Annotated in this window: 26 protein-coding genes and 1 pseudogene; 15 read left to right on the plus strand and 12 right to left on the minus strand. The window is 62.7% G+C overall.

Features of this window, described 5'->3' with window-relative positions; genetic code table 11:
* Positions 1-36: 36 nt before the first annotated feature.
* The gene (gene glcF / locus QXZ85_RS16045; RefSeq protein WP_316174429.1) at positions 37-1,356 is read right to left on the minus strand and encodes a glycolate oxidase subunit GlcF; all 1,320 of its coding nucleotides are present in this window, start codon (positions 1,354-1,356) and stop codon (positions 37-39) included.
* Entirely contained in the window at positions 1,353-2,591 is a 1,239-nt protein-coding gene (locus tag QXZ85_RS16050; RefSeq protein WP_315729662.1) for an FAD-binding protein, read from the minus strand. The genes glcF and QXZ85_RS16050 overlap by 4 nt, the downstream gene beginning before the upstream one ends.
* 395 nt (positions 2,592-2,986) lie before the next feature.
* On the opposite strand from QXZ85_RS16050, the gene QXZ85_RS16055 reads away from it, so the two are divergent.
* Positions 2,987-3,325 (plus strand): putative quinol monooxygenase, encoded by a 339-nt coding sequence (locus QXZ85_RS16055; RefSeq protein WP_315729663.1) that lies wholly within the window; start codon positions 2,987-2,989, stop codon positions 3,323-3,325.
* Between the two features lie 131 nt (positions 3,326-3,456).
* Here QXZ85_RS16055 and QXZ85_RS33780 read toward each other — a convergent pair whose 3' ends face one another.
* A complete protein-coding gene (locus QXZ85_RS33780) occupies positions 3,457-3,750 on the minus strand; it encodes a hypothetical protein (protein ID WP_410052717.1) in 294 nt (97 codons plus the stop codon).
* Between the two features lie 41 nt (positions 3,751-3,791).
* On the opposite strand from QXZ85_RS33780, the gene QXZ85_RS16065 reads away from it, so the two are divergent.
* Entirely contained in the window at positions 3,792-4,082 is a 291-nt protein-coding gene (locus QXZ85_RS16065; protein ID WP_316174432.1) for a BrnA antitoxin family protein, read from the plus strand.
* A 243-nt stretch (positions 4,083-4,325) separates the two neighbouring features.
* Here the strand turns inward: QXZ85_RS16065 and QXZ85_RS16070 are convergent, their stop codons facing one another.
* Entirely contained in the window at positions 4,326-4,964 is a 639-nt protein-coding gene (locus QXZ85_RS16070; RefSeq protein WP_316174434.1) for an abortive infection family protein, read from the minus strand.
* 386 nt (positions 4,965-5,350) lie between these two features.
* Between QXZ85_RS16070 and QXZ85_RS16075 the strand changes: the two genes are divergently transcribed.
* The 3 genes from QXZ85_RS16075 (at position 5,351) to QXZ85_RS16085 (ending at position 6,931) form a co-directional block, all read left to right on the plus strand.
* Positions 5,351-6,100, plus strand: coding sequence for a hypothetical protein (locus QXZ85_RS16075; RefSeq protein ID WP_316174436.1), 750 nt, complete (start codon positions 5,351-5,353; stop codon positions 6,098-6,100).
* Complete coding sequence (locus tag QXZ85_RS16080) at positions 6,101-6,598, plus strand: PIN domain-containing protein (RefSeq protein WP_316174438.1); 498 nt, start codon at positions 6,101-6,103, stop codon at positions 6,596-6,598.
* 93 nt (positions 6,599-6,691) lie between these two features.
* On the plus strand, positions 6,692-6,931 hold the full coding sequence (locus QXZ85_RS16085) for a hypothetical protein (RefSeq protein WP_316174439.1): 240 nt from the start codon (positions 6,692-6,694) through the stop codon (positions 6,929-6,931).
* Between the two features lie 972 nt (positions 6,932-7,903).
* Here QXZ85_RS16085 and QXZ85_RS16090 read toward each other — a convergent pair.
* Complete coding sequence (locus QXZ85_RS16090) at positions 7,904-9,397, minus strand: FAD-linked oxidase C-terminal domain-containing protein (RefSeq protein ID WP_315706615.1); 1,494 nt, start codon at positions 9,395-9,397, stop codon at positions 7,904-7,906.
* Positions 9,398-9,611: 214 nt separating this feature from the next.
* Between QXZ85_RS16090 and cycA the strand changes: the two genes are divergently transcribed.
* Positions 9,612-10,007, plus strand: coding sequence for a cytochrome c-550 CycA (gene cycA / locus QXZ85_RS16095; RefSeq protein ID WP_315729667.1), 396 nt, complete (start codon positions 9,612-9,614; stop codon positions 10,005-10,007).
* 107 nt (positions 10,008-10,114) lie between these two features.
* On the opposite strand, the gene QXZ85_RS16100 is transcribed toward cycA, so the two are convergent.
* A complete protein-coding gene (locus QXZ85_RS16100; protein WP_315744329.1) occupies positions 10,115-11,080 on the minus strand; it encodes an alpha/beta hydrolase in 966 nt (321 codons plus the stop codon).
* A 259-nt stretch (positions 11,081-11,339) separates the two neighbouring features.
* Here QXZ85_RS16100 and QXZ85_RS16105 point away from each other — a divergent pair, with 259 nt between their 5' ends.
* Positions 11,340-11,522, plus strand: a complete 183-nt coding sequence (locus QXZ85_RS16105) for a hypothetical protein (RefSeq protein WP_315706612.1) — start codon at positions 11,340-11,342, stop codon at positions 11,520-11,522.
* 98 nt (positions 11,523-11,620) lie between these two features.
* Here QXZ85_RS16105 and QXZ85_RS16110 read toward each other — a convergent pair whose 3' ends face one another.
* The 3 genes from QXZ85_RS16110 to ykgO form a co-directional block, all read right to left on the minus strand.
* On the minus strand, positions 11,621-11,863 hold the full coding sequence (locus QXZ85_RS16110; protein WP_315706611.1) for a hypothetical protein: 243 nt from the start codon (positions 11,861-11,863) through the stop codon (positions 11,621-11,623).
* A 151-nt stretch (positions 11,864-12,014) separates the two neighbouring features.
* Positions 12,015-12,644, minus strand: a complete 630-nt coding sequence (locus QXZ85_RS16115; protein WP_315744327.1) for a tetratricopeptide repeat protein — start codon at positions 12,642-12,644, stop codon at positions 12,015-12,017.
* Positions 12,645-12,735: 91 nt separating this feature from the next.
* On the minus strand, positions 12,736-12,861 hold the full coding sequence (gene ykgO / locus QXZ85_RS16120) for a type B 50S ribosomal protein L36 (protein WP_006611362.1): 126 nt from the start codon (positions 12,859-12,861) through the stop codon (positions 12,736-12,738).
* Positions 12,862-13,227: 366 nt separating this feature from the next.
* Between ykgO and QXZ85_RS16125 the strand changes: the two genes are divergently transcribed.
* The 3 genes from QXZ85_RS16125 (at position 13,228) to QXZ85_RS16135 (ending at position 15,428) form a co-directional block, all read left to right on the plus strand.
* Positions 13,228-14,112, plus strand: a complete 885-nt coding sequence (locus QXZ85_RS16125) for an amidohydrolase family protein (protein WP_315706609.1) — start codon at positions 13,228-13,230, stop codon at positions 14,110-14,112.
* A gap of 111 nt (positions 14,113-14,223) precedes the next feature.
* Positions 14,224-14,964, plus strand: a complete 741-nt coding sequence (locus QXZ85_RS16130) for a haloacid dehalogenase type II (protein ID WP_315769715.1) — start codon at positions 14,224-14,226, stop codon at positions 14,962-14,964.
* Positions 14,961-15,428, plus strand: coding sequence for a YbaK/EbsC family protein (locus QXZ85_RS16135; protein ID WP_315706607.1), 468 nt, complete (start codon positions 14,961-14,963; stop codon positions 15,426-15,428). Before QXZ85_RS16130 ends, QXZ85_RS16135 begins: the two co-directional genes overlap by 4 nt.
* A gap of 44 nt (positions 15,429-15,472) precedes the next feature.
* Here the strand turns inward: QXZ85_RS16135 and QXZ85_RS16140 are convergent, their stop codons facing one another.
* Positions 15,473-15,805 carry a hypothetical protein gene (locus QXZ85_RS16140; RefSeq protein WP_315706606.1) on the minus strand — a complete coding sequence of 111 codons (333 nt, stop codon included), beginning with the start codon at positions 15,803-15,805 and terminating at the stop codon, positions 15,473-15,475.
* Positions 15,806-16,026: 221 nt separating this feature from the next.
* Between QXZ85_RS16140 and QXZ85_RS16145 the strand changes: the two are divergent.
* Positions 16,027-17,371, plus strand: a pseudogene (locus QXZ85_RS16145) (ATPase domain-containing protein).
* Positions 17,372-17,431: 60 nt separating this feature from the next.
* The gene (locus QXZ85_RS16150; protein ID WP_316174443.1) at positions 17,432-19,069 is read left to right on the plus strand and encodes a response regulator; all 1,638 of its coding nucleotides are present in this window, start codon (positions 17,432-17,434) and stop codon (positions 19,067-19,069) included.
* 7 nt (positions 19,070-19,076) lie between these two features.
* Here QXZ85_RS16150 and QXZ85_RS16155 read toward each other — a convergent pair whose 3' ends face one another.
* Positions 19,077-19,991 (minus strand): LysR family transcriptional regulator, encoded by a 915-nt coding sequence (locus tag QXZ85_RS16155; RefSeq protein WP_315706603.1) that lies wholly within the window; start codon positions 19,989-19,991, stop codon positions 19,077-19,079.
* A gap of 145 nt (positions 19,992-20,136) precedes the next feature.
* Here QXZ85_RS16155 and QXZ85_RS16160 point away from each other — a divergent pair, with 145 nt between their 5' ends.
* The 3 genes from QXZ85_RS16160 to QXZ85_RS16170 all read left to right on the plus strand — a co-directional run bounded on the left by QXZ85_RS16160 (position 20,137) and on the right by QXZ85_RS16170 (position 21,755).
* Positions 20,137-20,835, plus strand: a complete 699-nt coding sequence (locus tag QXZ85_RS16160; RefSeq protein WP_315706602.1) for a pirin family protein — start codon at positions 20,137-20,139, stop codon at positions 20,833-20,835.
* An 81-nt stretch (positions 20,836-20,916) separates the two neighbouring features.
* Positions 20,917-21,516 (plus strand): NAD(P)H:quinone oxidoreductase, encoded by a 600-nt coding sequence (gene wrbA, locus QXZ85_RS16165; protein WP_315706601.1) that lies wholly within the window; start codon positions 20,917-20,919, stop codon positions 21,514-21,516.
* Between the two features lie 107 nt (positions 21,517-21,623).
* A complete protein-coding gene (locus QXZ85_RS16170) occupies positions 21,624-21,755 on the plus strand; it encodes a hypothetical protein (RefSeq protein ID WP_315706600.1) in 132 nt (43 codons plus the stop codon).
* Between the two features lie 16 nt (positions 21,756-21,771).
* Here the strand turns inward: QXZ85_RS16170 and QXZ85_RS16175 are convergent, their stop codons facing one another.
* Positions 21,772-22,632: a D-amino-acid transaminase gene (locus tag QXZ85_RS16175; RefSeq protein WP_315706599.1), complete on the minus strand. Its 861-nt coding sequence runs from the start codon at positions 22,630-22,632 to the stop codon at positions 21,772-21,774.
* Between the last annotated feature and the right edge of the window lie 29 nt (positions 22,633-22,661).

A 22,661-nucleotide genomic window follows, 5' to 3' on the forward strand; every position in this document is an offset into this window, starting at 1 on the left:
GGATGGGGCCGGCTGGTCGCGCACGACGCCCATCGCTCAATTGATTCCTGGCCGAGGACCGCCCGTCGCCCAGTCGAGAAGCTCAATCGTGTGGACCACAGGAACTGACGTGCCACTGGCGATCTGCATCATGCAGCCGATATTGCCCGCAGCAATCACATCCGGCTTGACGGTTGCGATGTTGGCGACCTTCCGATCACGCAGCCTCACCGCGATGTCAGGCTGGAGAATGTTGTAGGTCCCCGCCGAACCGCAACACAAATGACTCTCCGGCACATCTTTCACTACGAATCCCATCTTGGAAAGTAATTCTTTCGGAAGGGCCGTGATTTTCTGACCATGTTGCAGCGAACATGCGGAGTGATAGGCCACCACGATCTCAGCTTTAGGTGCGGCCGATCTCAGTTCGATCGCGCCGAGATACTCGGTGATGTCCTTGGCCAGGGCCGAGACGGATGCGGCCGCCGCGGCATATTGCGGGTCTTCCCGCAGCATATGGCCGTAGTCCTTGATCACGGTTCCGCAGCCGGATGTGGTCACCAGGATGGCGTCCAGGCCGCCGCGATCGCGCTCCGCGGTCCACGCCCGGACGTTGGCGCGGGCCCGCGCCAGCGCGTCTTCGTCCCGTCCCATGTGATGAGTTAGCGCGCCGCAGCATTGCTCGTCCCGGACCAGCACCACCTCGACGCCGTGCCGCGTGAGCATGTTGATCGCGGCCTGATTGATGCGCGGCGCCAGAGCCTGTTGCGCACACCCCTGCAGCAGGGCGACCCGGCCACGGCGCTCGCCCTGGGCCGGAAACACCGCGCCGCCGGAGGGGCCTGGCGGCGGCAGCTCGGCCGGCGCCAGGTCCAGCATGGCCCGCACTCTGCGGAGCAGGCTCGGTGCGGGGCCCTTCGAGACCGAGGGCTTGGGCAAGAGGGCGGTCACCGGCCGCCCCAGCCGCGCAAGCCGCGTGGCGAGCCGAAAAGCCTTGGGGCTCGGCAGGACGGCGGCGAGCACGGCCCGCAGCAGTCGATCGGCCAGCGGCCGCCGATAGGTCTTCTCGATCCGCACCCGCGCCTGGTCGACCAGGTGCATGTAGTGGACGCCGGACGGACAGGTCGTCATGCAGGACAGGCACGACAGGCAGCGGTCGATATGCTTGACGACGTCAGCGGTCGGCGCCTGGTCCTTCTCCAGCATCTGCTTGATCAGGTAGATCCGGCCGCGCGGACTGTCGAGCTCGTCGCCGAGCAGCACATAGGTCGGACAGGTCGCGGTGCAGAACCCGCAATGCACGCAGGCCCGCAGGATCTTGTCGGCGACCGCGATATCGGGATCGGCGAGCTGCGCCAGGCTGAATTCGGTTTTCATGGCGCAACACTCCGCCGCAGACGGCCGCGATTGAGAATGGCTTTCGGATCGAAGGAGGCGCGCACGCGCTCCTCGAGCGCGGCCACACCGGCCGATTGCGGTTGGAAGACGTCCACCCTGTGCCGGACGTCTTCGGATGCGCGCAGCAGCGTCGCGTGGCCGCCGGCGGCGCCGACATGCCGGCGCACCTGCGCCGCCGCGGCTTCGGGCTGCGGCGGCAGCGCCAGCCAGATCAGGCCGCCGCCCCAATCGTAGATCACCTGCCCGCCCGTCTCCCGCGCGAGAACCTGGCCCAGCCTGCCGCCCGAGCCCGGCGGACAGACGATGCGCCACACCGGCCAGGTCCCGAGCGGACCGTGGGCGGCGAACGGCAGCACGTCGCGCACGGCGCTCCAGATTGCGGCCGATGCGTCATCCTCAAGGATCTCGGCCGTTCCGAACGGCATCAGCTGCTTGGCAAGCGAGGCGGCGCGATCCACCGCCGACGCGGTGATGCCCTCCAGGCGCAGCAGGGTCATGGACTGTCCCGGAGCAGCAATTTTCGTCAGCCCGTCGGCCTCGGTGCCGGACAGCGATGCAGGCAGATGCGCCGCCCCCGACACGTCGAAGGCCGACCCAAGTGCCGCCGTCATCGCCTGATTGGCCCTATCGGCGTCCAGGCCGCGCAGCACCAGCGTCCGCTCGGCTTCCGGCCGCGGCATCACCTTCAGCGTCACCTCGGTCATGACGGCGAGCGTGCCCCAGGACCCCGCCAGCAGCTTGCAGAGGTCGTAGCCGGTGACGTTCTTCACCACCTTGCCGCCGGTCTTGAAGCTCTCGCCGAAGCCGGACACCGCGTGCGCGCCGAGCAGATGATCGCGCGCGCCGCCGGCCTTGATCCGGCGCGGACCGGCCAGCCCGGCCGCGATCATGCCGCCGATCGTCCCCCTGCCCGGCAGGCCCAGCAGCGGCCCGGTATCGACCGGCTCGAACGCGAATTGCTGGCTTTTCGAATCAATCAGCGACAGCACGTCGGCGAGCGGCGCGCCGGCCTGCACCGTGATGATCAGCTCGTTCGGCTCATAGGCGATGACGGCGTTCAGCGCCGAGAGGTCGAGCACCGCATTGGTCGCCGTCGGCTGGCCGATTGGCCGCTTCGAGCCGTGCCCGATGATCTCGAGCGGCTGATCGCCGGCGATGGCGGCGCGCACCGCCTCCTCGACATCGGCCGCATTCCGTACTTTGAGGGCGTCCACCACTGCTGCCTTGCTTGTTGATGATCCCAGGCGGCCGCGCGAGGCGCCGCCACCGGCGTTGGAATCCTTCTAGAGCATGATCTGCGAAAAGTGCAGCCCGGTTTTCCCTCGCGACAAACGCCATAGGCGTTTGCGCGGAGATCGTGCTCAATCAAGCAGATGAGATCATGATGCGAATCCTGCCGATCGCATCATGATCCCAAGCGTTGGAGGCCGGACACAAGGGTGGGCGTGACGGAACGTGCAGCCTGCGCGCGGCGCATCCGGTTCGATGCCGCGGAACGCTTGGGCGCGCGCGTCGTCCCGCATCCATTGTTCATCCACGATCGAACTATCCGCTACCGAAACGGAGCTATCGATGGCCTCGCGGACCCCCGAACGAGAGGATGACGACAATGGCGCGATATGCAATCGACACGACAACGGTGAACGAGGCCGTCAGCGGCGGCGGCCTGCTGGTGGTGGCGCAATGGGAAGCCAGGGACGGCGAGGCCGACCGCGTCGCCGAGATCCTGTCACGCTTCCTCCCGGAGGCGCAGAAGGAGCCCGGCGCCCAATTGTTCCTGATCTCCCGCGCCAAGGACAACCCAGCCCAGTTCCTGTTCTACGAGCTGTTCCGCGACGAGGCCGCGTTCCAGGCGCACCAGGAGAGCGCCCACTTCAAGACCTACATCGCGGGCCAAGCCCTGCCCCTGCTGGCGCGGCGAGAGCGGATGCAGTACGGGCTGATCTAGACGAGCGCTTTCAAAGCCTCGGTTCCTATCGATAAGGAAATGTAGACCCTCGCTGTCATCGTCCGCGAAAGCGGACGATCCAGTATCCAGAGGCGGTTGTGGGTCACCGAGAAGCCGCGGCGCGCTGGATCTCACTCATCTTGATTGTTCCATAAGCATTTTGTATCTACAAAATGCTTATGGAAATCCTTTGGGGTGAACCGAAGCGCATCGCGAACATCGCCAAGCACCGCTTGGATTTCGCCACGTTGACCGAGGAGTTCTTCGCGAACGCCTTGGTGCTTTCCGCAAAAGGCGGTCGTGACCCGAGCGATCGGAATGGATGCAAACGGCGTTATCTCGATCGTCTTCGCCGTTCTTGGCCTCGAAGGACTCTCGGTGATTTCAATGCGCCCGGCTTCGAAGAAGGAGAGGAAGCTGTTCAATGCCAAGCGCTAAAACGAAACCCGCCTACTCGAAGGCAGACATGAAAGCTGTCTCGGATAACCCGGAATGGACCGAGAAGGATTTCGCCAGGGCCAAGCCATTTTCTGACGTCTTCCCTGAGCTTGCGAAAACAATTGCCCGGCGCGGTCCGCAAAAGGAGCCGACAAAGATCCCAGTGAATATCCGCTTGAGCCCCGCCGTCGTGAAGTATTTCAAATCGAAGGGCCGGGGCTGGCAGACAAGGATCGATGACGCCCTGATTGAGATCGTGACAAAGAAACCGACCAAGAAGCGCAAGGCCGCGAAGAAGTCACCTCGCGACGCCACGTAAGCGGCCGTTGAAGCCGACGGCGCAACTGGTATTGCGGTGAAAGTGCTGAGCTGCGCTGACGCTGCACCTTAAGGTTTCGCAGGATTTAGTGCACTGTCACCATAATCCCGGCGCAAAATCTCCAAATCCAGCTACTGGGCCTAACGGCCCCACGCGAATGGGGATGTCGCGATTTGCGCCCTCACCGTAGTCGCGCTCGCATTCCTAGTCTGTCTGTTCTTGCGGAAACGGCGTTGAGGAACGTTATGCTGTCCCCTTCGACGATCGTTCAAGGTGTGTTTCGACAAGAAAGGTAGCGATGGCGCCCGCTGTGTTCACCGCAAGGCTTGCATGCCTGGGCGACGGCCTTACCGGCTTGCCCCCGCGTCCGTGTGAATCGCTCAACCGATTGCGCAAAGTGCCAAGTCCATTCACGAGGTGCATGGCACCGCCCAAAATGGCCTTGATCGGCTCTTCGGTATGCTGATCGGGTGCAAGATTGAGTTTCTTTGCTGTCATTGAATAGAGCTGCGGCAAGTCGTCCTTCTCGGAATACGAATCGCCCAATTCGTCGAGGATGCGCTTGCAAACGGTCTCCAGAAGCGTTCTCGCGACCGTAATTGCGCCTTCCGGGTCAGCATTGCGTCGGCCCAGCGCCTTTGTCCAAACCACGTGCACGCCCTCCGCATCAAACGTCTCCAACGCGTCCGACACAACCACATCGCCCGGCGCACGATTGCGCCCTTCGAGATGATCGAACAGCGGCGTGAAATCCCCCCTAATGATGGCGCGTCGCTCGGCGTAGGTCGGCGCCTTGTATTTGATGAACTGCCAAAACGCGTCGGGGGTCCGACAGGTTCTCACGAAGGCAGGCAACAGCGCGGACAGTTCGGGATCATCCATGAATAACCGGCGAATATGCCCCTATTGCGGGCCGCTGGCCGTACCACCGGTCGCGAGCGAGATCAGCATGTTTTCGAGCATTTGGGCCTGCTCGATAGGATCGGCGGGAATATCGTCCAAGGTCATATTAGGCCAATATCATACTCTACCCGCGGTTTTGCCAGTGGGTCTCGCTCAAGCGCTAGGCGGAATTCGCCTTAGGGCATGCCAAGCCACCGCCGCGTCGAGTCAGACGGGTCAAGGCTGCGCAGCGTCCCGGAGGACTTGGCCTTGAGGCGGCTGACTTGGCGCGGCCCCTGCTTAGGCTGTCAGTAAAAAATTGACTGGTCCCTCATACCATTAGGCCGGGATAGTGTTATCTTAGAACAACAGAGGAACACACCCACGTGGCAGAGCAACAGCAATATCGCTTGAAAATCGACGTTTTCAACGTCGATAGCCTGCCTATGTCCCGCTTGGCGGAGTACATGGCGGAGTTTGCCGTCCTGTTGGGCGAGCGTGAGCGCGTGCATTTCTCCCACCTTGAAAAGGGAAGCACTGTGCTGGTCTCAAGCATTGAGCCGGTCGCTTTCCCGAACGTCTCCGATCGCGTCGCCCGCGTCAGCCGCGGCCACGGACCGAAGGACGCAATGCAGGCCTATAAGAACATCGACAACCTCCTGGCAAAGGACGGTGCCGTTGCGGAGTTGATTGCGCCGGCTCACAACGTCATCATCGAATTCCCCGGCCGCAACCGGCCAAAGCCCGTGCATTATGGTCCTTTCCGCGAAATAGGCACACTCGATGGCCGCATTATCCGCATCGGCGGCCGGGACGAGACCATTCCCGTCTGGCTGAAAGACGGCGACGTTGAATATCATTGCAACGTGCGCGGGGAGGATGTCGCGCGGCGGCTGGCACCGTATTACCTGAATGGTGTCATTCGCGTGCACGGCAGCGGCAAATGGGTCCGTGAGGAAAATGGCACATGGAAGCTTGAACAATTCGACATCAACGATTTCGAGGTGCTGGACGAAAGTCCCATGACCGAGGTCGTCGGCAAGCTGCGCTCGGTCGAAGGCTGCACGTGGCATGAAAGCGAGGATGCGCTGAGCGACATCCTTGGGCTCCGGCGCGACGAACGGGACCGCCACTAAATGGCAGTCGTGGTCTTTGACACATCGTTTCTGGTGCCGCTCTTAGACCCACGCGTAAAGGGCGTCGGCAAAGTCGACGCCAAGCTGACCCACCTTATCGAGACCCTCGACAAGCAAAAGGATGTTGTAATCGTGCCGACGCCCGCGCTCAGCGAAGTGCTGATCGGCGCGGGCGAAGCTGCGCCTCAATATCTTGATATTCTCAGCAAGACGCCGCGCTTCAGGATCGCATCGTTCGGCACTCGTGCCGCCGTCGAAGCGGCCGAGCGCCATCGTCAAGCAATACGCACCAACCAAAAGAAGGAAGGCGCTGATAGCTGGGCCAAATTGAAGTTCGACCGGCAGATCATCGCCATCGCCAAGGTCGAAGGCGCAGAGCGGATTTATTCCAACGACAGCGATATTGCTCGACATGGCAAAGCTGACGGCCTCCAGGTGATTAAGCTTCAGGATTTGCCTGATCCGCCAGAAAAGACCCCTGATCTATTTGACGATTAATAGGCCCGCCCGCTCGCACGACCGTTAGGGGAAGCGATGTGTCAGCAATGGTTTTCGAATCTAGGCTTAGTCTTGGATATCGTAGGCTTTCTCATGATCGCCCGTGAATGGCATTGGGCAATTAATCTTCAAGGTGCGGAGCAAGTCGAGCGGCGAGCAAATGCCCGCGAGAGTGCCGAAGACCGAAAACATCGATGGCAAGGCTGGTCGCAGCAATACAAGCTTCGCAGGGCTCTCTTCAAAATCGGCGCCATGCTCGTGATCCTAGGCTTCGTTGGCCAGTCGATCGGCTCGTTGCCAACCTCGTACATCACCCGACTTGGCATCACATAGATTAAGAGCTGCAATTAGGTCCGCATTTTCGTGTTCTCACCAACTACGGGAAGCTCAGCGGCCGTAATCGATGACCGTCAATCGAGCGGCATCCTGGGATGTGTTCCATAGCCAATAGGGCCAGCTCAACGATGCCCATACGAGGCGTCGGGCAAATCACCTCTGCGGTTTCGTGCGATCTCGCTGCACAGGCGCGGCAGGCAGAGGCAAAAATTGCCCCGCGTGAAAACACTCATTTCGTAAGCTATCTCAACGCAGTATAGTACGGCCCCTCCGAGCGCCGAAATTCTCCTCTTTCGTTTTTGCAGAAATCATGCCATCCTGCGCCCATCCTGCTTCGCCGAGAGGGGCGTACGCGCGGTCGTCACGATACGTGAGGTGGGGATGCGGTGGCCGTGTCGGGTCGCAGCGTGGCAGCATGATCCGGAAAAGTGCGAAGCGGTTTTCCGGATAAGATCATGCTCAATCAAAGCCATGCCGACGAACGACTGCGATGCGGACGTGAAATCGTGTGGGCCTGGCCTCCCGGTGCTGAGGCCTAGCGCAACGCGCAAGCGTTGTCGCAACGCGATGAAGCTTTGCTTCACGCGGACGGGGGCAATCGAGCCGGTCCCCGGGGCGAGCACGTATAAGCGTTAAAACCAGCGCGCGGGGAATGCCGGATGACCGGCTGAACCTGTGGTGACTGCCGCCTGCTTTTTTTCTGCAGGCGGGCCATGGGTGAGGCCTTCACCCGGCATTCCCCGCGCCCTCTCGACGGTTTTCGAAGGGCGTGTCGGCCGCAACACTCGGGCGCAACGCGCTGCGGGACTGCTGACGTGTGTCTGCGGGGTGGGATGTGATGGGATGAGGACGACTCTCTGCGCCGTCATTGCGAGCGAAGCGACGCAATCCAGAGTCCCGCCCACGACTCTGGATTGCTTCGTCGCTTGCGCTCCTCGCAATGACGACGCTGAAGCGCCGGCGCCCCCTTCAGAACCGCGGAATGTCCGGGAAGGCGAGCTTGCCGGCATGGACGTGCATGCGGCCGAGTTCGGCGCAGCGATGCAGGGTCGGGAAGACCTTGCCGGGATTGAGCAGGCCCTGATTGTCGAAGGCGCATTTGACGCGCTGCTGCTGATTGAGGTCGATCTCGGTGAACATCTCCGGCATCAGGTCGCGCTTCTCGATGCCGACGCCATGTTCGCCGGTCAGGACGCCGCCGAGCTCGACGCAGCAGCGCAGGATGTCGGCGCCGAAGGCTTCCGCCCGCTCGATCTCGCCGGGCTTGTTGGCATCGTACAGGATCAGCGGGTGCAAGTTGCCGTCGCCGGCATGAAAGACGTTGGCGCAGCGAAGCTGGTATTTTTCGGACAGTTCGCGGATCCGCGCCAAGGCCTTCGGCAGCGCGCCGCGCGGAATCGTGCCGTCCATGCAGAGATAATCCGGCGAGATGCGGCCGACGGCCGGAAACGCCGCCTTGCGGCCGGCCCAGAACAGATTGCGTTCGGCCTCCGAGGTCGAGATGCGGCAGGTGGTCGAGCCGCAGCCATTGGCGATCGCCTCGACGCGGGTGATCAGTTCGTCCACTTCGACGGCCGGCCCGTCGAGCTCGATGATCAGGAGCGCTTCCACGTCGAGCGGATAGCCGGCATGGACGAAGGCTTCCGCCGCATGAATGGCCGGCTTGTCCATCATCTCCATGCCGCCGGGGATGATTCCGGCGCCGATGATGCGCGCGACGCATTCGCCGGCCGCCTCGACCTCGGCGAAGCCCACCATCAGCGCGCGAGCCGTTTCGGGCTTTTGCAGGATGCGCACGGTGACTTCCGTGACGACGCCGAGCAGACCTTCCGACCCCGTGATCAGCCCCATCAGGTCGTAGCCCGCGTTCTCCGCGCACTTGCCCCCGATTCGCAACACCTCGCCCGTCATCAGCACGAACTCGCAGCCGAGCACGTTGTTGGTGGTCATGCCGTATTTCAGGCAATGCACACCGCCGGAATTCTCAGCGATGTTGCCGCCGATCGAACAGGCGATCTGCGAAGACGGATCGGGCGCGTAGTAGAAGCCGGCATGCGCGACCGCCTGGCTGATCGCGAGATTGGTGACGCCAGGCTCGGTGACGACGACGCGGTTGTCGAAATCGATTTCGCGGATTCGCTTGAACTTACCGAGACCCAGCAGCACGCCATCCGCGAGCGGCAGCGCGCCGCCGGAGAGGGAGGTTCCCGAGCCGCGCGGAACCACCTTGATGCCTTGCTCGTGGCAGTATTTCAGAACTTTCGAGACCTGTTCCGTCGAGTCCGGCAGCACGACGACCATCGGAGGCTGCCGGTACGCCATCAGTCCATCGGACTCATAAGGAAGCATCTCGGCAGGGCTGTCGATGACGCCTTCGCCCGGTACGATAGCGCGCAAGGCGGCGACGATTTCGCTGCGGCGCATCAGCACCGCCTGATCGGCTTCCGGCATCTTGATGGCCATCGCGGCTCTCCCAGCGTTTCGATTTATCGAGCCATATCAATCACAACGACAGCGGCTTGGATAGGCTGCGAGACCGGCTTTCGATCTTTGCTGCTGCGCAAACAGATCGGAAAGATTGATAACTCCAACGGGAGCGTGGCGGCTTGTCTCTGCGGAAACGTCATGCCACAACCGCAGTGCACATTTGTCTCGCAACCACAGAGCCTGAAAATCCATGAACAAGCTGACTTTGAGTGCGCTCGTTGTCATCACCGCATCGTCGCTGGCTTCCGCTGCGCTGGCGGAGGATCTGGCGGCCGGCAAGACCTCGTTCAACAAGTGCCTGCCCTGTCACTCGATCGGCGAAGGCGCGAAGAACAAGGTCGGCCCCGAGCTCAACGGGCTCGATGGCCGCAAATCGGGCACCGTAGAGGGCTACAACTATTCGGATGCCAACAAGAACTCCGGCATCACCTGGAACGAAGCCCAGTTCAAGGAATACATCAAGGATCCGAAGGCCAAGATCCCCGGGACCAAGATGACCTTCGCCGGAATCAAGAACGAGAACGAGGTCAACAATCTGTGGGCCTACATCTCGTCCTTCGACAAGGACGGCAAGCAGAAGCAGTGATAGACGGCGATGTTGCAGCGCCGCATGGCGCTGCACATCGGCTCTGTGAGCAACAGCGCCTGATCATAGCCCCGGTCCCGCGGCCGGGGCTTTTTCATGCCGAGCGATCAGAGCCCCGCCGGCAACGCGTCCGCGGGCGCGATCCCGGCGACCATCCGATCGATCTCGCCGATCACGAGTTCGGGCACCGCGTTCTGCACCATGTGCCCGAGACCCGCCCGCACGATCAGCCTGGTCTGCGGCACGGCCTGCGCAAACGGGCGCGAATGGATATCCGTAAAGACAGTCCGGTCGGCGTCTCCCGCGATGATCGTGACCGGGACCTTGATCTCGCCATAACGCGGCACCTGCTCGATGACCGCCTGCTTGAGGGTCACGAGATCCTGCGCATTGGCGATGAATTCCCGCGGCCGGAGCAGCAGGGGCGTTGCGGTCCGATCCAGGAAATCCTCCGGCACGGGCTGGGGCAGGAACACGCTCCTTGCGGCAGGACCGGCCAGCAAGAGGCCGAGCGGCAGCGTGATGGTATGGGCGAGGAGCGGCCCAAGGAGAGGCGTCGTGACGGCCTTGTTGTACCGGCCGACGCCGCCACGCCAGGGATAGGCCACCGGCGCCAGCATCACGAGGCCGGCCACGCGTTCCGGGAAATCCAGCGCCATCCGGGCGCCAAGGGCGCCGCTCCAGGAATGGACCACCAGGATCACGCTGCCGATACCGAGCTTCTGCAGCGCATCCGCCAGCATCCGGGCCTGGGCGGCGGGGGTCGAATCCTGCACCCGGTCGCGATCGCTCCAACCATGGCCGGGGCGGTCCACCAGGAGCACCCGGTACCGCTTGGCGAGGAGATCGCCGAGCGGCTGGCGCATGGCTTCAAGGTTCGAACTCGCGCCGTGGAGCAGCAGGAGCGGCGGCGCATCCGGCCTCTCGAAGCCGATATCCACAAGATTAATGTTCGCGCCGTCGATTTTGATCGCCGTGCCCTGTGCCGGGTAGCGGCGCTCGACCAACGCCACTCCAAGACGCGTGACCGCAGCAAGCAACCCCAAAGCGCAGATAATGACTATTGAAATCATTGATAATTTTCTGCCCGTCACATTCCCGATACGAAGTCAGCATGGCAAAGGTTGCGAATCATCGCTGCTCTGCAGCCGGTCACGCGCGGGAAGGCTGTCATCAGCGCGTCGTCGGCCATTTTATAACCATGGTCCGGACTTTTTGTTGGACGTGGGCGCATGCCAAGAACCGTTCGTGATCCGATCCATCCACGTGATTCACAGCAACAAGGATCGGGATGCCGGAGTTAGTCGAGTAGGTTTTGGGAGGGGGTATCCGATGAGTTTACGTTCAAGCGAGGCGGCTATCGACGAGATCGTCGCGAGCTGCAATGGCGATCTGCGTGGCGCACTGAAGGCGCTCCTCTTGGTCAACGAGCACCTGGAAGCGGAAATTGCCCAGCTCTATGCGGCCGCCGCCCAATACGGCCTGACCGAGCGTCGCAGCAACGCGCTGCACTGATCGCGGCCTGCGACGAAGGTTCCGATGACGGGTGTGCGGGGAAATTGATCGCAAGCTCAATTCGCCGCGCTCATCTTGCCCGCATCAATCCTGCCGCATCAATCGTCGGCAGGGTCATCCTTGTTGGGACAGGCGCGGATCGTGGATCGCGCCAGCTTCGCATCGGCAAGCGTCTTGTAGGGACCGTCGGCGAACCAGATATCGCCGTCCACGACCGGATTACTGGTGACGATGGCGCATCGGTCGGTCGCGCGGTTGCCGACCACCCAGAACAGATCTTCCGCCGAACTTGGCGTCGTGACCAGGACGGTCAGGCTCGCGGCCAGCACCCAACGGTTCATCGCAACAGGCTCCTGCCCCATTCATGGCCGCCGATCGCGAGTTAAGAACGACCGCTCCGACGGGCAAGGCCGCCGCAGCAATCATGGTTAATCAAGCGTGAATTCGCTGACGATGTCGCTGCGAATGCAGTGCGCCTTCGGGATTGCCGCACTAGATGTCGCGCCCTTCGACCTTCTCGCTCAGCGTCTTGACGAGCTCCGGCACCTTCTCCAGATGCGGATTGATCTCCAGCGCTTTGCGGAAGGCGTCCAGCGCGCGCTTATCGTCGCCGAGATCCTGCATGATCATGCCGAGCCCGGCCAAAGCACCGAAATGCCGCGGCTCTCGGATCAGAACCTGCTGAATGTCGGCGAGGGAATGCGCGTAATCGTTCTGCAGATAATACAGCGTCGCGCGGCGATTCCAGGCCTCGACATAATCCGGGCGCAGCTTGATCACCGCGTCCAGCAGCTTGCGAGCCACCTCGGTCTGATGCCCGTCCAGGGCGGCCTTGGACCGCGACATCAGCAGCGCGACCGTGTCGCTCGGTGTCTGCAGCCAAGTCGCCCAGATTCGCGCCTCGACATGGCGGGCGCTTACCTCGTCCGGCGCGGCCTTCAGCGCTCCGAAGAGAAAGTCGAGGCCGCGCGTCTTGTCGGCGCCGACCCTGGGCAGCTTCGCCGGAGCTTCCGGCAGCTTGGGCTTGGGCGTGGCGTGCGGATTGTCCTGCGCGCAGGCAAGGGAGGATGTCGCAGCGAAAAGCGCGGCGAGCAGGATCGCGCGGAAAGATCTCAGTGTCATTGCTGAAGTGTAGATGTTCTCAACCGACCTTGCAAAGCAAGGTCCGTCTCAAACACCCGTGAGCAGCACTTCGGCGGCGCAGAGCCGTCAATCAGCCCTGGCGGGCCTTGAAACGGCGCTGCACCTTGTTGATGACGTAGACGCGGCCCTTGCGACGGACAAGGCGATTGGCGCGATGGCGGCCACGCAGCGATTTCAGCGAGTTACGGACCTTCATGGGACGTCCTGATGCTTCGAAAGGCCGTGTTGAACAGGCCGAAAGTGGCAAAAACGAATTCTTTCCCGCTGGCGGCCGTGCCGCCCGAGACGACCGGTTCTTAACCACCGTCCGGCCCGATGTCAACCAAATGGGCCACTTGCCGTGGCGGGAACCTTCGCCATTTGTCGGGACCGGATTGAACGGCAGCGCGTTTCCGTCCGAATTCACACGCGCCAGACGGCTCCGCTCACGATCAGGCTGGAGACGGCGCGGCCACAGCCCTGCTCCGGCAAGTGCAGGGAAACGGCGCGAGTCCTGCTTGCCAAATTTGTTATATCATATAATCAATTTTCCAACGCCTAAAGAAGCAATCCAGGAACGCCCATGCCCAAGCTCGCTCTGCCGAAGATCGACGACGTCGTCGCCATCGACATCCACACCCATGCCGAGGAGCCTTGCGGCATGCATCCCGACGACGGCTATGACGACTTCCAGGCGCAGATGGCTGACTACTTCAAGTCCCCGCACAAGCATCCGCCGACCGTGCCGGAGACTGCTGCCTATTATCGTTCGAAGAACATCGCCGCCGTGATCTTCCCGGTCGATGCCGAGCGCGAGACCGGCTTCCGCCGCTACAACAATTACGAGATGCTCGAGGTCGCCTCAGATCATCTCGATGTGCTGATTCCCTTCGTCAGCATCGATCCGCACAAGGGCAAACTCGGCGTGCGCGAGGCGCGGAAGCTCATGGAAGAGTACGGCGTCCGCGGCTTCAAATTCCATCCGACCATGCAGGGCTTCTACGCCAATGATCAGCTGGCCTATCCGCTTTATGAAGCGATCAATGACGGCGGCGCCATCGCACTGTTCCACACCGGCCAGACCGGCGTCGGCTCGGGCATGCCCGGCGGCATGGGCATGCGGCTGAAATATTCCAATCCCATGTATATGGACGACGTCGCGGCCGACTTCCCCGACCTCAAGATCATTCTCGCGCACCCCTCCTTTCCCTGGCAGGAAGAGGCGCTGTCGGTCGCAACCCACAAGCCGAACGTCTATATCGACCTCTCCGGCTGGTCGCCGAAATATTTCCCGCCGATCCTGGTCCGCTACATCAACTCGATTCTGCAGGACAAGATGCTGTTCGGCTCGGACTGGCCGGTGATCACGCCGGACCGTTGGCTCGCCGATTTTGCCAAGCTCGACATCCGCGACGAGATCCGGCCGAAGGTGTTGAAGGCGAACGCCCGCAAGCTGCTGGGCATCTGATCGGCTCACGTTTCAAAGCAAACGTGATCCGGTCCCCGGTCTCCTGTGCGGCGTTGACATGATACGGTCGAGCGCGGCGGAACGCCGCGCTCATGCTGTCGGGAGAGTGCCGTGCCGATCAAAGCCGTGGTGTTCGATGCCTATGGCACGCTGTACGACGTGCAGTCTGTCGCCGCCGTGACTGAACAGGCGTTTCCCGCCCGCGGCGATCTGATCACGCAGTTGTGGCGCATCAAGCAGCTCGAATATAGCTGGCTGCGCTCCCTGATGGGCCGCTACGAAGATTTTGCCACGGTCACCCGCGACTCGCTCGCCTACACCTTGCGGGTGCTCGGCCTCACGGCTGATGCCGCCGCCTTCGAACGCATCATGGCGAAGTATCTGCATCTCGATCTTTATCCGGATGCGCTGGCGGCGCTCGCCGCGATGAAGGACCGTAAGCTCGCCATTCTGTCGAACGGCAGCCCCGCCATGCTGAACGCGCTGGTTCGGAACAGCGGTCTTGAGCCGGTGCTCGACGCCACGATCAGCGTCGATACGGCCAAGATCTTCAAGCCGAACCCACAAGCCTATGCGCTGGTCGAGCCGGCGCTCGGCATCAGTCCCGCCGAGGTGCTGTTCGTCTCCTCCAATCCCTGGGACGCCTGCGGGGCCAAGGCATTCGGCATGAACGTGGCATGGATCGAGCGCGTCACTCCCGAATCGATGGCAGCGGCCTGCGCCAACAGCGTATCCCTACCGCCGCTGACCATGTTCAAGGCGTTGCGGACGCAGATGGACGAGTTGGGTTTTGCCCCAGACTATCGTATTGCTGCTTTGTCCGAACTGCCCGAGATTGTTGCGTCAGCATGAGCCTGGAATCCGTCCGCGCCTTCTTCGCCGAAAAAGCCCCCGACATCGACGTCCTCGTCTCCAGCCAGAGCTCGGCCACGGTCGCGCTCGCGGCAGAAGCCTATGGCGTTGAGCCGGCCCGTATCGCCAAGACGCTGAGCCTGCGGGTCGGCGAGCGCGTCATCCTGATCGTCGCGGCCGGCACCTCGCGCATGGACAACAAGAAGGTGAAAGCGCTGTTTGGCGGCAAACCGAAGATGCTCGGGCTTGACGAGGTCGCCGAGATCACAGGGCATGAGGTCGGCGGCGTTTGCCCGTTCGGGCTGAAGGCACCGCTGCCAGTGTATTGCGACCTCTCGCTGAAGGCGTTCGACATCGTCGTTCCCGCGGCAGGCTCCACCCACAGCGCGGTCAAGATCACACCCGCACGCCTGTCCGAATTGACCGGAGCCGAATGGGTCGACGTATGCGAATCCAAGGATTGATGACGTGAGCAAAACCGAGGAACGATAGGGAGCGCCCGAAGGGCTCACTCCTCGTCATCGGCGTCATAAGTCCGCCGCTGCGCCGGATAGGCTCGGGGCGACGCCGGCCGATGCTGTACGACGCGCCGCGCCGAATGCTGCTGAACCTGTGCCGTGCTCGGCTCAAAGACGGCGCGACATGGCCCCGACAACTGCGGCGTGTTCTGTTTCAGGCATGCGACGATGCTGTCGCGATCCGGAATATACGCGCTGCAGAGCCGCCATACATCCGGCGTGCAGGCCATCTGTTGATCCATCGTGCCGCGGTTGTCCTCGGCGAGGGCGGCACCAGCAGCGAACATCGGAGCCAGTACGATCATCATGTGCTGCAGGCGCATGCCTAAGTCCCTTTCGTCCAAATTAACGGCCCGGCCCCGCCGCTCTGCCAATGAACGGAACATTCAAAGGTTCGGTCCAGACAAACAGACGTGATCAGAACACCGCCGAGGCGACATGCGGCAGCGATTGTTCCCTGGGCAGCCACTACGGAACTCGCCCTGGTGTCCCGCGTTAGAGGTTCCGTTAAAGCTCATTATCGCAAACGACCTCTTTCAGCCGGATGACCACGACCTTTCAGCCTCTCCCGCGCGTTCTTCCGCGCGCTAACACGGGAATTCCGGGCCTCGACGACGTGCTTGTAGGCGGGCTGGCTCGCAATCGCCTTCATCTGCTGGAAGGAATTCCAGGTACGGGAAAGACCACCATCGCGCTGAGATTCCTGCTAGCGGGCGCCGAGGCTGGTGAGAGCGGGCTCTATGTGAGCTTGGCGGAAACAGAGGAAGAACTTCGTGACGGCGCGGCATCGCATGGTTGGCGGATCGGAAATCACATCAAGATCTGCGAGCTCGTGCCGCCCGAAAGCATTCTCGACGCGAGCCAGCATCAGAGCCTGCTGTATTCGTCGGATCTCGAACTCGGCGAAACCGTAGAACGCATTTTCGAAGCGATCGAAAAGCACCGGCCGCAACGCATCGTCATCGACAGCTTGTCCGAGATCCGCCTTCTGGCGCAAAGCTCGCTGCGCTACCGCCGTCAGATCCTGGCCCTGAAGCACTATTTCGCGCGGAACAAATCCACCGTCATCACGCTGGACGATCTCACGACCGAAAGCACCGACCGTGCCGTTCACAGCATCGCCCATAGTGTGATCCACCTCGATCAGCTCGCGCCGACTTACGGCGCCGATCGCAGGCGGCTGCGTGTCGCAAAATGTCGCGGCCAGAGTTTTCGCGGCGGCTATCATGACTTCACCATCGCTCATGGCGGCGTGCAGGTGTTTCCGCGCCTGGTTGCGGCCGAGCATCGCCGCGGCTTCACCGGCTCGCTCATCGGAAGCGGCATCACGCAACTCGACGATCTCTTGGGCGGCGGCATCACCGGCGGCTCCAGTACTCTGATTATCGGTCCGGCGGGCACCGGCAAATCGCTGCTCTCGCTGCAATTCCTCGCCAGCTCCGTTCGCCGCGGCGAGCGCGCGGGCCTGTTCGTCTTCGATGAAGAGCTTGGGCTTCTGATATCGCGCGCCAAGAGCCTCGGCATCGACATCGAGGCGATGCGCAATCCTGCACCTGCACGAACTGCTGCAATATCTCAACCGCCGCGGTGCCGCCACGCTGCTCACCGTCGCCCAGCACGGCATGATCGGCGAAATGAGGCAGCCGGTCGACGTCACTTATCTCGCCGATACCGTGATCATGCTGCGCTATTTCGAAGCGCGTGGTCGGGTGCGCCGCGCCATCTCGGTGATCAAGAAGCGCACGGGCGCTCATGAGGACACGATCAGAGAACTGATGATCAACAGTGGCGGCATCAAGATCGGCGAACCGCTCGTCGACTTCCAAGGCGTACTGCGCGGGATTCCTACCTATGTCGGTGGCGCTGCGCCGCTGATGGAAACACCGTGAACAGGTCCGACAGCACCGAACCGGCTGAGCGAACGCTGATCCTGGCGCCACGCGGAAGGGATGCCCAAGCTCGCGCAGAGCATCCTGCAGGAAGCGGACATCAGCGCGCAAATCTGCGGCTCTTTCCAGGAGCTCCTTGGCGGAGTTGCCCGAGGCTGCGAGCTTGCGATCGTGACGGAGGAGGCATTCCGCGGCATCGACATTCGCCCGCTCGTCGACTGGGTCAGCCGCCAGCCGGCTTGGTCGGATTTTCCTTTCATCGTGCTCACCGAACACGGCGGCGGCGTCGAGCGAAATCCGACCGCCGCGCAGCTCACAGAAGCGCTCGGCAGCGTGAGCTTTCTCGAGCGCCCGTTTCATCCGACTACCCTGATCAGCGTCGTCCGCACCCATCTGCGCGGACGCAGACGACAATATGAGTGCCGCAGACTCAACGAAGAGCTCGAGGAACGGGTGCAGGAGCGGACCAGGGAACTCGGCGCAGCCAATCGGCAGCTGCTAGCGCAGATGGAGGAACGCGAGCGGGTCGAAAGCACGCTCCGCCAGATGCAGCGGCTCGAGGCGATCGGTCAGCTGACCTCCGGCGTTGCGCATGATTTCAACAATCTGCTCACCGTCGTGCTCGGCAATATCGCCTTCATGGAAAGGGATTTCGCCGCCCGCGGCATCGACGGCAAGCTGTCGCAGCGGCTCCAATTCATGCGCGCGGCGGCCGAGCGCGGCGCCAAGCTGACGGACCTGCTCCTGTCGTTCTCGCGCCGCCAGCGGCTCGAGCCGAAGGTGCTCGACCTCAATCACACCATTGCCAATATGCACGATCTCCTGCACAGCACGATCGGCGGCAGCGTCCAGATCGAAACGTCGCTTGCCGACGGGCTCTGGCACGCCCTTGTCGATCCCACGCAGCTCGAGCTCGCCGTACTTAACCTCGCGATCAATGCGCGCGATGCCATGGGCGTCGGCGGCCGACTGACGGTATCGACGAACAACGCGACGTTGGGAGAGCCGGCTTCGGCGGAAGAGCCGGCAGCCGGTGACTATGTCGAGATCTGCGTATCGGACAGCGGCTCCGGCATGAGTCCGAGCGTGCGTGCGCGCGTGTTCGAGCCGTTCTTCACCACCAAGGAAATCGGCAAGGGCTCGGGCCTCGGCCTCAGCCAGGTGCTTGGTTTTGCCAAACAGTCAAATGGCGGAGTCCGCATCGACACCGTCGAGGGTCGCGGCACCTCGATCCGCATATTCGTGCCATGCTCGGACTTGGCCGAAGATCGCGCCGAGACCGCCGAGCCCTATGACGGTGGAGCTCCCAGGATGCCGGCACGTATCTTGATAGTCGATGACGACGACGCCGTACGTCAGATCGCCGCCGACATCTTGCGCGACCGTTGCTATGATGTCGTCGAGGTTGGCAGCGCCGGCGCTGCCTTCGACGTGTTGCAGTCGCAGACCGATATCGACCTTTTGCTGCTCGACTTCGCGATGCCCGGCATGAGCGGCGCCGAGGTGGCGCAGCGGATCCGCACCCGTTATCCGAAACTCCCTATCCTGTTCGTGACGGGCTACGCCGACCGCACAACGCTCGCCGGCATCAACGAGGCCCAAACCATCGGCAAGCCATTCCGCAGTGATGACCTCTGTACGAAGATCGCATCGGCATTGAACCGAGACGCGAGAGGCATCGCGCAGCAAACGGCATAGCAAACCCTCAGCCTGTGCGCTTGCGATCCTTCGCGAGTTGTTTGACCAGAAAATCGGCCAACGCTTCGACGCGGGCGGGGCGCGGCCCACCGGGCGGCATGACCAGATGCATGGCGCCTTCCGGCTGTTTCCAGCCTTTCAAGATCACTTCGACCTGGCCGGACGCGATGGCATCTCCGACGATGAACTCCGGCAGATCCGCGATGCCGAGCCCCGCAATCACCGCAGGCAGGACCGCTTCGCCATTGTTGACCCGCAACTGACCGGCGGGGCGGACGCTCGCCTGCTCGCCGGCCGCATTGGTGTAGTGCCAGACGCCGGCGGTCGCGAGATAGGCATAGCCAAAGCATTTGTGCTCGGCGAGATGCATCGGATGCGTCGGCCGGCCGTAACGCTTCAGATAGGACGGCGCCGCCACCGTGTAGCGCGGAATCGCACAGAGCCGGCGCGCAATCAGCGAGGAGTCCGGCAGTCGGGCGATCCGCAGCGCCAGATCAAAGCCTTCACCGATCAGATCGACCGTGGCATCACTGAGATGCAGATCGATCGCGACTTCCGGGTACTGCTCCAAGAAGCTGGGTAGGAGTGGCGCGATCTTCTTGACGCCGAAGGTCATCGGCACTGCGAACCGTACCAGCCCACGAGGTACCACGGACTGGGCGAGCGCTTCGGTCTCGGCCTCCTCACCGTCCGCAAGCAGCCTGATCGCGCGCTCCGACAGCCGCTGCCCGGCGTCAGTGAGGGCGAGACGGCGCGAGGTGCGGTTGAACAGCCGCGTGCCGAGCCGCTCCTCGAGCCGGCTCACCGCCTTGGAAACGGTGGCCTTCGAGAGCGTCAGTTCCTGCGCGGCGCCAGCAAAGGAGCGCTGCTCGACCACCTTGGCGAAGATCGCCATCGCTTCGAAATCGGGGAGTTTTGCCATCGGACCATTGGTACGTTTTTAGAAACAATACGTTTCAACAGTTTCTATTTCTATATCACGGGGAACTGCATATCCAAAGGCCAACAGCGCGGACCAAAGCATCTTTCGCCGGAGGTCTCGCGTTCAGATCACAAGGAGCAGTTCGATGATTGAACTCAGGCCATTTTCGAAGCTGGGCGGCGCCGACCACGGCTGGCTGAAGGCCAAACATCATTTCTCGTTCGCCAGCTACTATGACCCCAACAACATGGGCCATGGCGCGCTCAGGGTGTGGAACGACGACGAAATCGCGCCCAACACCGGCTTTCCGGCGCATCCGCATTCCAACATGGAGATCATCACTTACGTCCGCGAAGGGGCGATCACCCACCAGGACAGCCTGGGCAACAAGGGCCGCACCGAGGCCGGCGACGTCCAGGTCATGAGCGCGGGCAGCGGCATCCGGCATTCCGAGTACAATCTGGAGCCGACCACGACCCGGATCTTCCAGATCTGGATCGAACCGACCACGGACGGCGGCCAGCCGACCTGGGGCGCCAAGCCGTTCCCGAAGGCGGACCGTTCCGGCAAGCTCGTGACGCTCGCCAGCGGCTTCGCCGAGGACAGCGATGCGCTGCCGATCCGGGCCCAGGCGCGCGTGCTTGGCACCACTTTGAAGGCTGGCGAGTCCGCCGAATATGCCGCCGACACCTCGCACCATCTCTATCTGGTGCCGGCGGCCGGCAGCCTCGAGGTCAACGGCGTCCGGGTGAATGCCCGCGACGGTGCAGCGATCCGGAACGAAGCCACGCTGAAGATCACCGCGCTGGAAGATTCCGAGCTGGTGCTGGTCGACGCCGCCTGAGCCACGCTCCCCGACACGGCCGGAGGTCCGGCCGTGTCCCCTTCTTTTTTCCCTGACCGTTCAAGCCTACGGAGCACTTCAATGACCAAGGTCCTCGTCCTCTATTATTCCGCCTACGGCCACATCGAAGCGATGGCCAAGGCGGTGGCGGAAGGCGCCCGCGAAGCCGGCGCGACCGTCGACATCAAGCGCGTACCGGAGCTGGTGCCGGACGAGATCGCCAAGGCCTCGCACTACAAGCTCGACCAGGCCGCGCCGGTCGCCAAGGTCGAGGAGCTCGCCGATTATGACGCGATCATCGTCGGCGTCGGCACCCGCTTCGGCCGCATGGCTTCGCAGATGGCGAACTTCCTCGATCAGGCCGGCGGCCTCTGGGCCAAAGGCGCGCTCAACGGCAAAGTCGGCGGCGCCTTCACCTCGACCGCGACCCAGCATGGCGGGCAGGAGATGACGCTGTTCTCGATCATCACCAACCTGCTGCACTTCGGCATGACCGTGGTCGGGCTCAACTACGGCTTTGCCGGCCAAATGAAGCTCGACGAGATCACCGGCGGCTCGCCCTATGGCGCCACCACGATCACCGGCGGCGACGGCAGCCGGCTGCCGAGCGAGAACGAGCTGGCCGGCGCGCGCTATCAGGGACGCGTGATCGCGGAGACGGCCAAGAAACTCCACGGCTGAGATTCACGGCTGAGATTCACGGCTGACTGCATGGCAGATGCGATGCGGTCGGCACTTCTCCAAGAGATGTGCCGACCCATCTCTCACGTCGCGGGAAGGAGATCGCGATGCTTGATCTATTGATGTTCGCGCAACTGGCGCGCAATCCGCTGCAGGTGATGGCGCGCCGTTGGTATTGCAAGAGCCTGTACCGCGCCACGCGCGGACAACGCCGCTGTGCGGAATGCGCGCGCGCATAGCGCGCGCCTGTCCCGCTTACACCGCCGTCGAGCGGGCAAACTCGATATAGATCTCGCGCAAGCGCGCGGCCATCGGCCCCGGCCTGCCCTCGCCCACCGGCTTGCCGTCGATCGAGATCACCGGCTGCACGAACGAGCTCGCGCTGGTGATGAAGGCCTCCTTGGCAACAAGCGCTTCCGCGACCGTGAACGGTCGCTCCTCGACCTTAAGCTGACGCTCCTCGGCGAGCGCGACCACCGCTTTGCGGGTGCAACCCGGCAGGATCGCGTTGGAATTCGGCCGCGTCACGATGACGTCGTCCCGGGTCAGGATGAAAGCAGACGACGAGCCGCCCTCGGTGACAAAGCCGTCCTCGATCATCCAGGCTTCACCCGCCCCGGCGGCGGCCGCCGCCTGCTTCGCCAGCACCTGTGCGAGCAGCGCCACGCTCTTGATGTCGCGGCGTTCCCAGCGGATGTCGGGCACGGTGATGACCCCGATGCCGGCCTTGGCCGAAGGCGCGTTGACGATGTCCTTGGCGGTTACGAACATGACCAGCGTCGAGGACACCTCGCCCTTCGGGAAGGCGAAGTCGCGGCCCGTGTCCGCGCCGCGCGTCACCTGCAGATAGACCATACCGTTGTCGAGCTGGTTGCGCGCGACCAGCTCCTTCTGCAGCGCCTCGATCCGGGCGATGCTTTCAGGGAGCGCAAGCTGGATCTCGCCGACCGAGCGCTCCAGCCGGGCGAGATGAGAAGCGCTGTCGACCAGCTTGCCCTCGAGCACCGCGGCAACCTCGTAGATGCCGTCGGCGAACAGGAAGCCGCGGTCCAGCACCGAGACTTTCGCCTCGGACAGCGGGATGAACGAGCCGTTGACGTAAGCGATCGGGTCCAAGTTCTTTCTCCTAACTTCGAGATTCCGGG

The sequence above is a fragment of the Bradyrhizobium sp. SZCCHNGR1005 genome (genome assembly GCF_032489995.1).
GTDB lineage: Bacteria > Pseudomonadota > Alphaproteobacteria > Rhizobiales > Xanthobacteraceae > Bradyrhizobium.

Bases quoted from the DNA above. Each gene is read 5' to 3' on its own strand.
- glcF (WP_316174429.1), bottom strand. From the start codon at position 1,356: ATGAAAACCGAATTCAGCCTGGCGCAGCTCGCCGATCCCGATATCGCG.
- QXZ85_RS16055 (WP_315729663.1), top strand. From the start codon at position 2,987: ATGGCGCGATATGCAATCGACACGACAACGGTGAACGAGGCCGTCAGC.
- QXZ85_RS16065 (WP_316174432.1), top strand. From the start codon at position 3,792: ATGAAAGCTGTCTCGGATAACCCGGAATGGACCGAGAAGGATTTCGCC.
- QXZ85_RS16070 (WP_316174434.1), bottom strand. From the start codon at position 4,964: ATGGATGATCCCGAACTGTCCGCGCTGTTGCCTGCCTTCGTGAGAACC.
- QXZ85_RS16080 (WP_316174438.1), top strand. From the start codon at position 6,101: ATGGCAGTCGTGGTCTTTGACACATCGTTTCTGGTGCCGCTCTTAGAC.
- QXZ85_RS16085 (WP_316174439.1), top strand. From the start codon at position 6,692: ATGATCGCCCGTGAATGGCATTGGGCAATTAATCTTCAAGGTGCGGAG.
- QXZ85_RS16090 (WP_315706615.1), bottom strand. From the start codon at position 9,397: ATGGCCATCAAGATGCCGGAAGCCGATCAGGCGGTGCTGATGCGCCGC.
- cycA (WP_315729667.1), top strand. From the start codon at position 9,612: ATGAACAAGCTGACTTTGAGTGCGCTCGTTGTCATCACCGCATCGTCG.
- QXZ85_RS16100 (WP_315744329.1), bottom strand. From the start codon at position 11,080: ATGATTTCAATAGTCATTATCTGCGCTTTGGGGTTGCTTGCTGCGGTC.
- QXZ85_RS16105 (WP_315706612.1), top strand. From the start codon at position 11,340: ATGAGTTTACGTTCAAGCGAGGCGGCTATCGACGAGATCGTCGCGAGC.
- QXZ85_RS16110 (WP_315706611.1), bottom strand. From the start codon at position 11,863: ATGAACCGTTGGGTGCTGGCCGCGAGCCTGACCGTCCTGGTCACGACG.
- QXZ85_RS16115 (WP_315744327.1), bottom strand. From the start codon at position 12,644: ATGACACTGAGATCTTTCCGCGCGATCCTGCTCGCCGCGCTTTTCGCT.
- ykgO (WP_006611362.1), bottom strand. From the start codon at position 12,861: ATGAAGGTCCGTAACTCGCTGAAATCGCTGCGTGGCCGCCATCGCGCC.
- QXZ85_RS16125 (WP_315706609.1), top strand. From the start codon at position 13,228: ATGCCCAAGCTCGCTCTGCCGAAGATCGACGACGTCGTCGCCATCGAC.
- QXZ85_RS16135 (WP_315706607.1), top strand. From the start codon at position 14,961: ATGAGCCTGGAATCCGTCCGCGCCTTCTTCGCCGAAAAAGCCCCCGAC.
- QXZ85_RS16140 (WP_315706606.1), bottom strand. From the start codon at position 15,805: ATGCGCCTGCAGCACATGATGATCGTACTGGCTCCGATGTTCGCTGCT.
- QXZ85_RS16150 (WP_316174443.1), top strand. From the start codon at position 17,432: ATGCCCAAGCTCGCGCAGAGCATCCTGCAGGAAGCGGACATCAGCGCG.
- QXZ85_RS16155 (WP_315706603.1), bottom strand. From the start codon at position 19,991: ATGGCAAAACTCCCCGATTTCGAAGCGATGGCGATCTTCGCCAAGGTG.
- QXZ85_RS16160 (WP_315706602.1), top strand. From the start codon at position 20,137: ATGATTGAACTCAGGCCATTTTCGAAGCTGGGCGGCGCCGACCACGGC.
- wrbA (WP_315706601.1), top strand. From the start codon at position 20,917: ATGACCAAGGTCCTCGTCCTCTATTATTCCGCCTACGGCCACATCGAA.
- QXZ85_RS16170 (WP_315706600.1), top strand. From the start codon at position 21,624: ATGCTTGATCTATTGATGTTCGCGCAACTGGCGCGCAATCCGCTGCAG.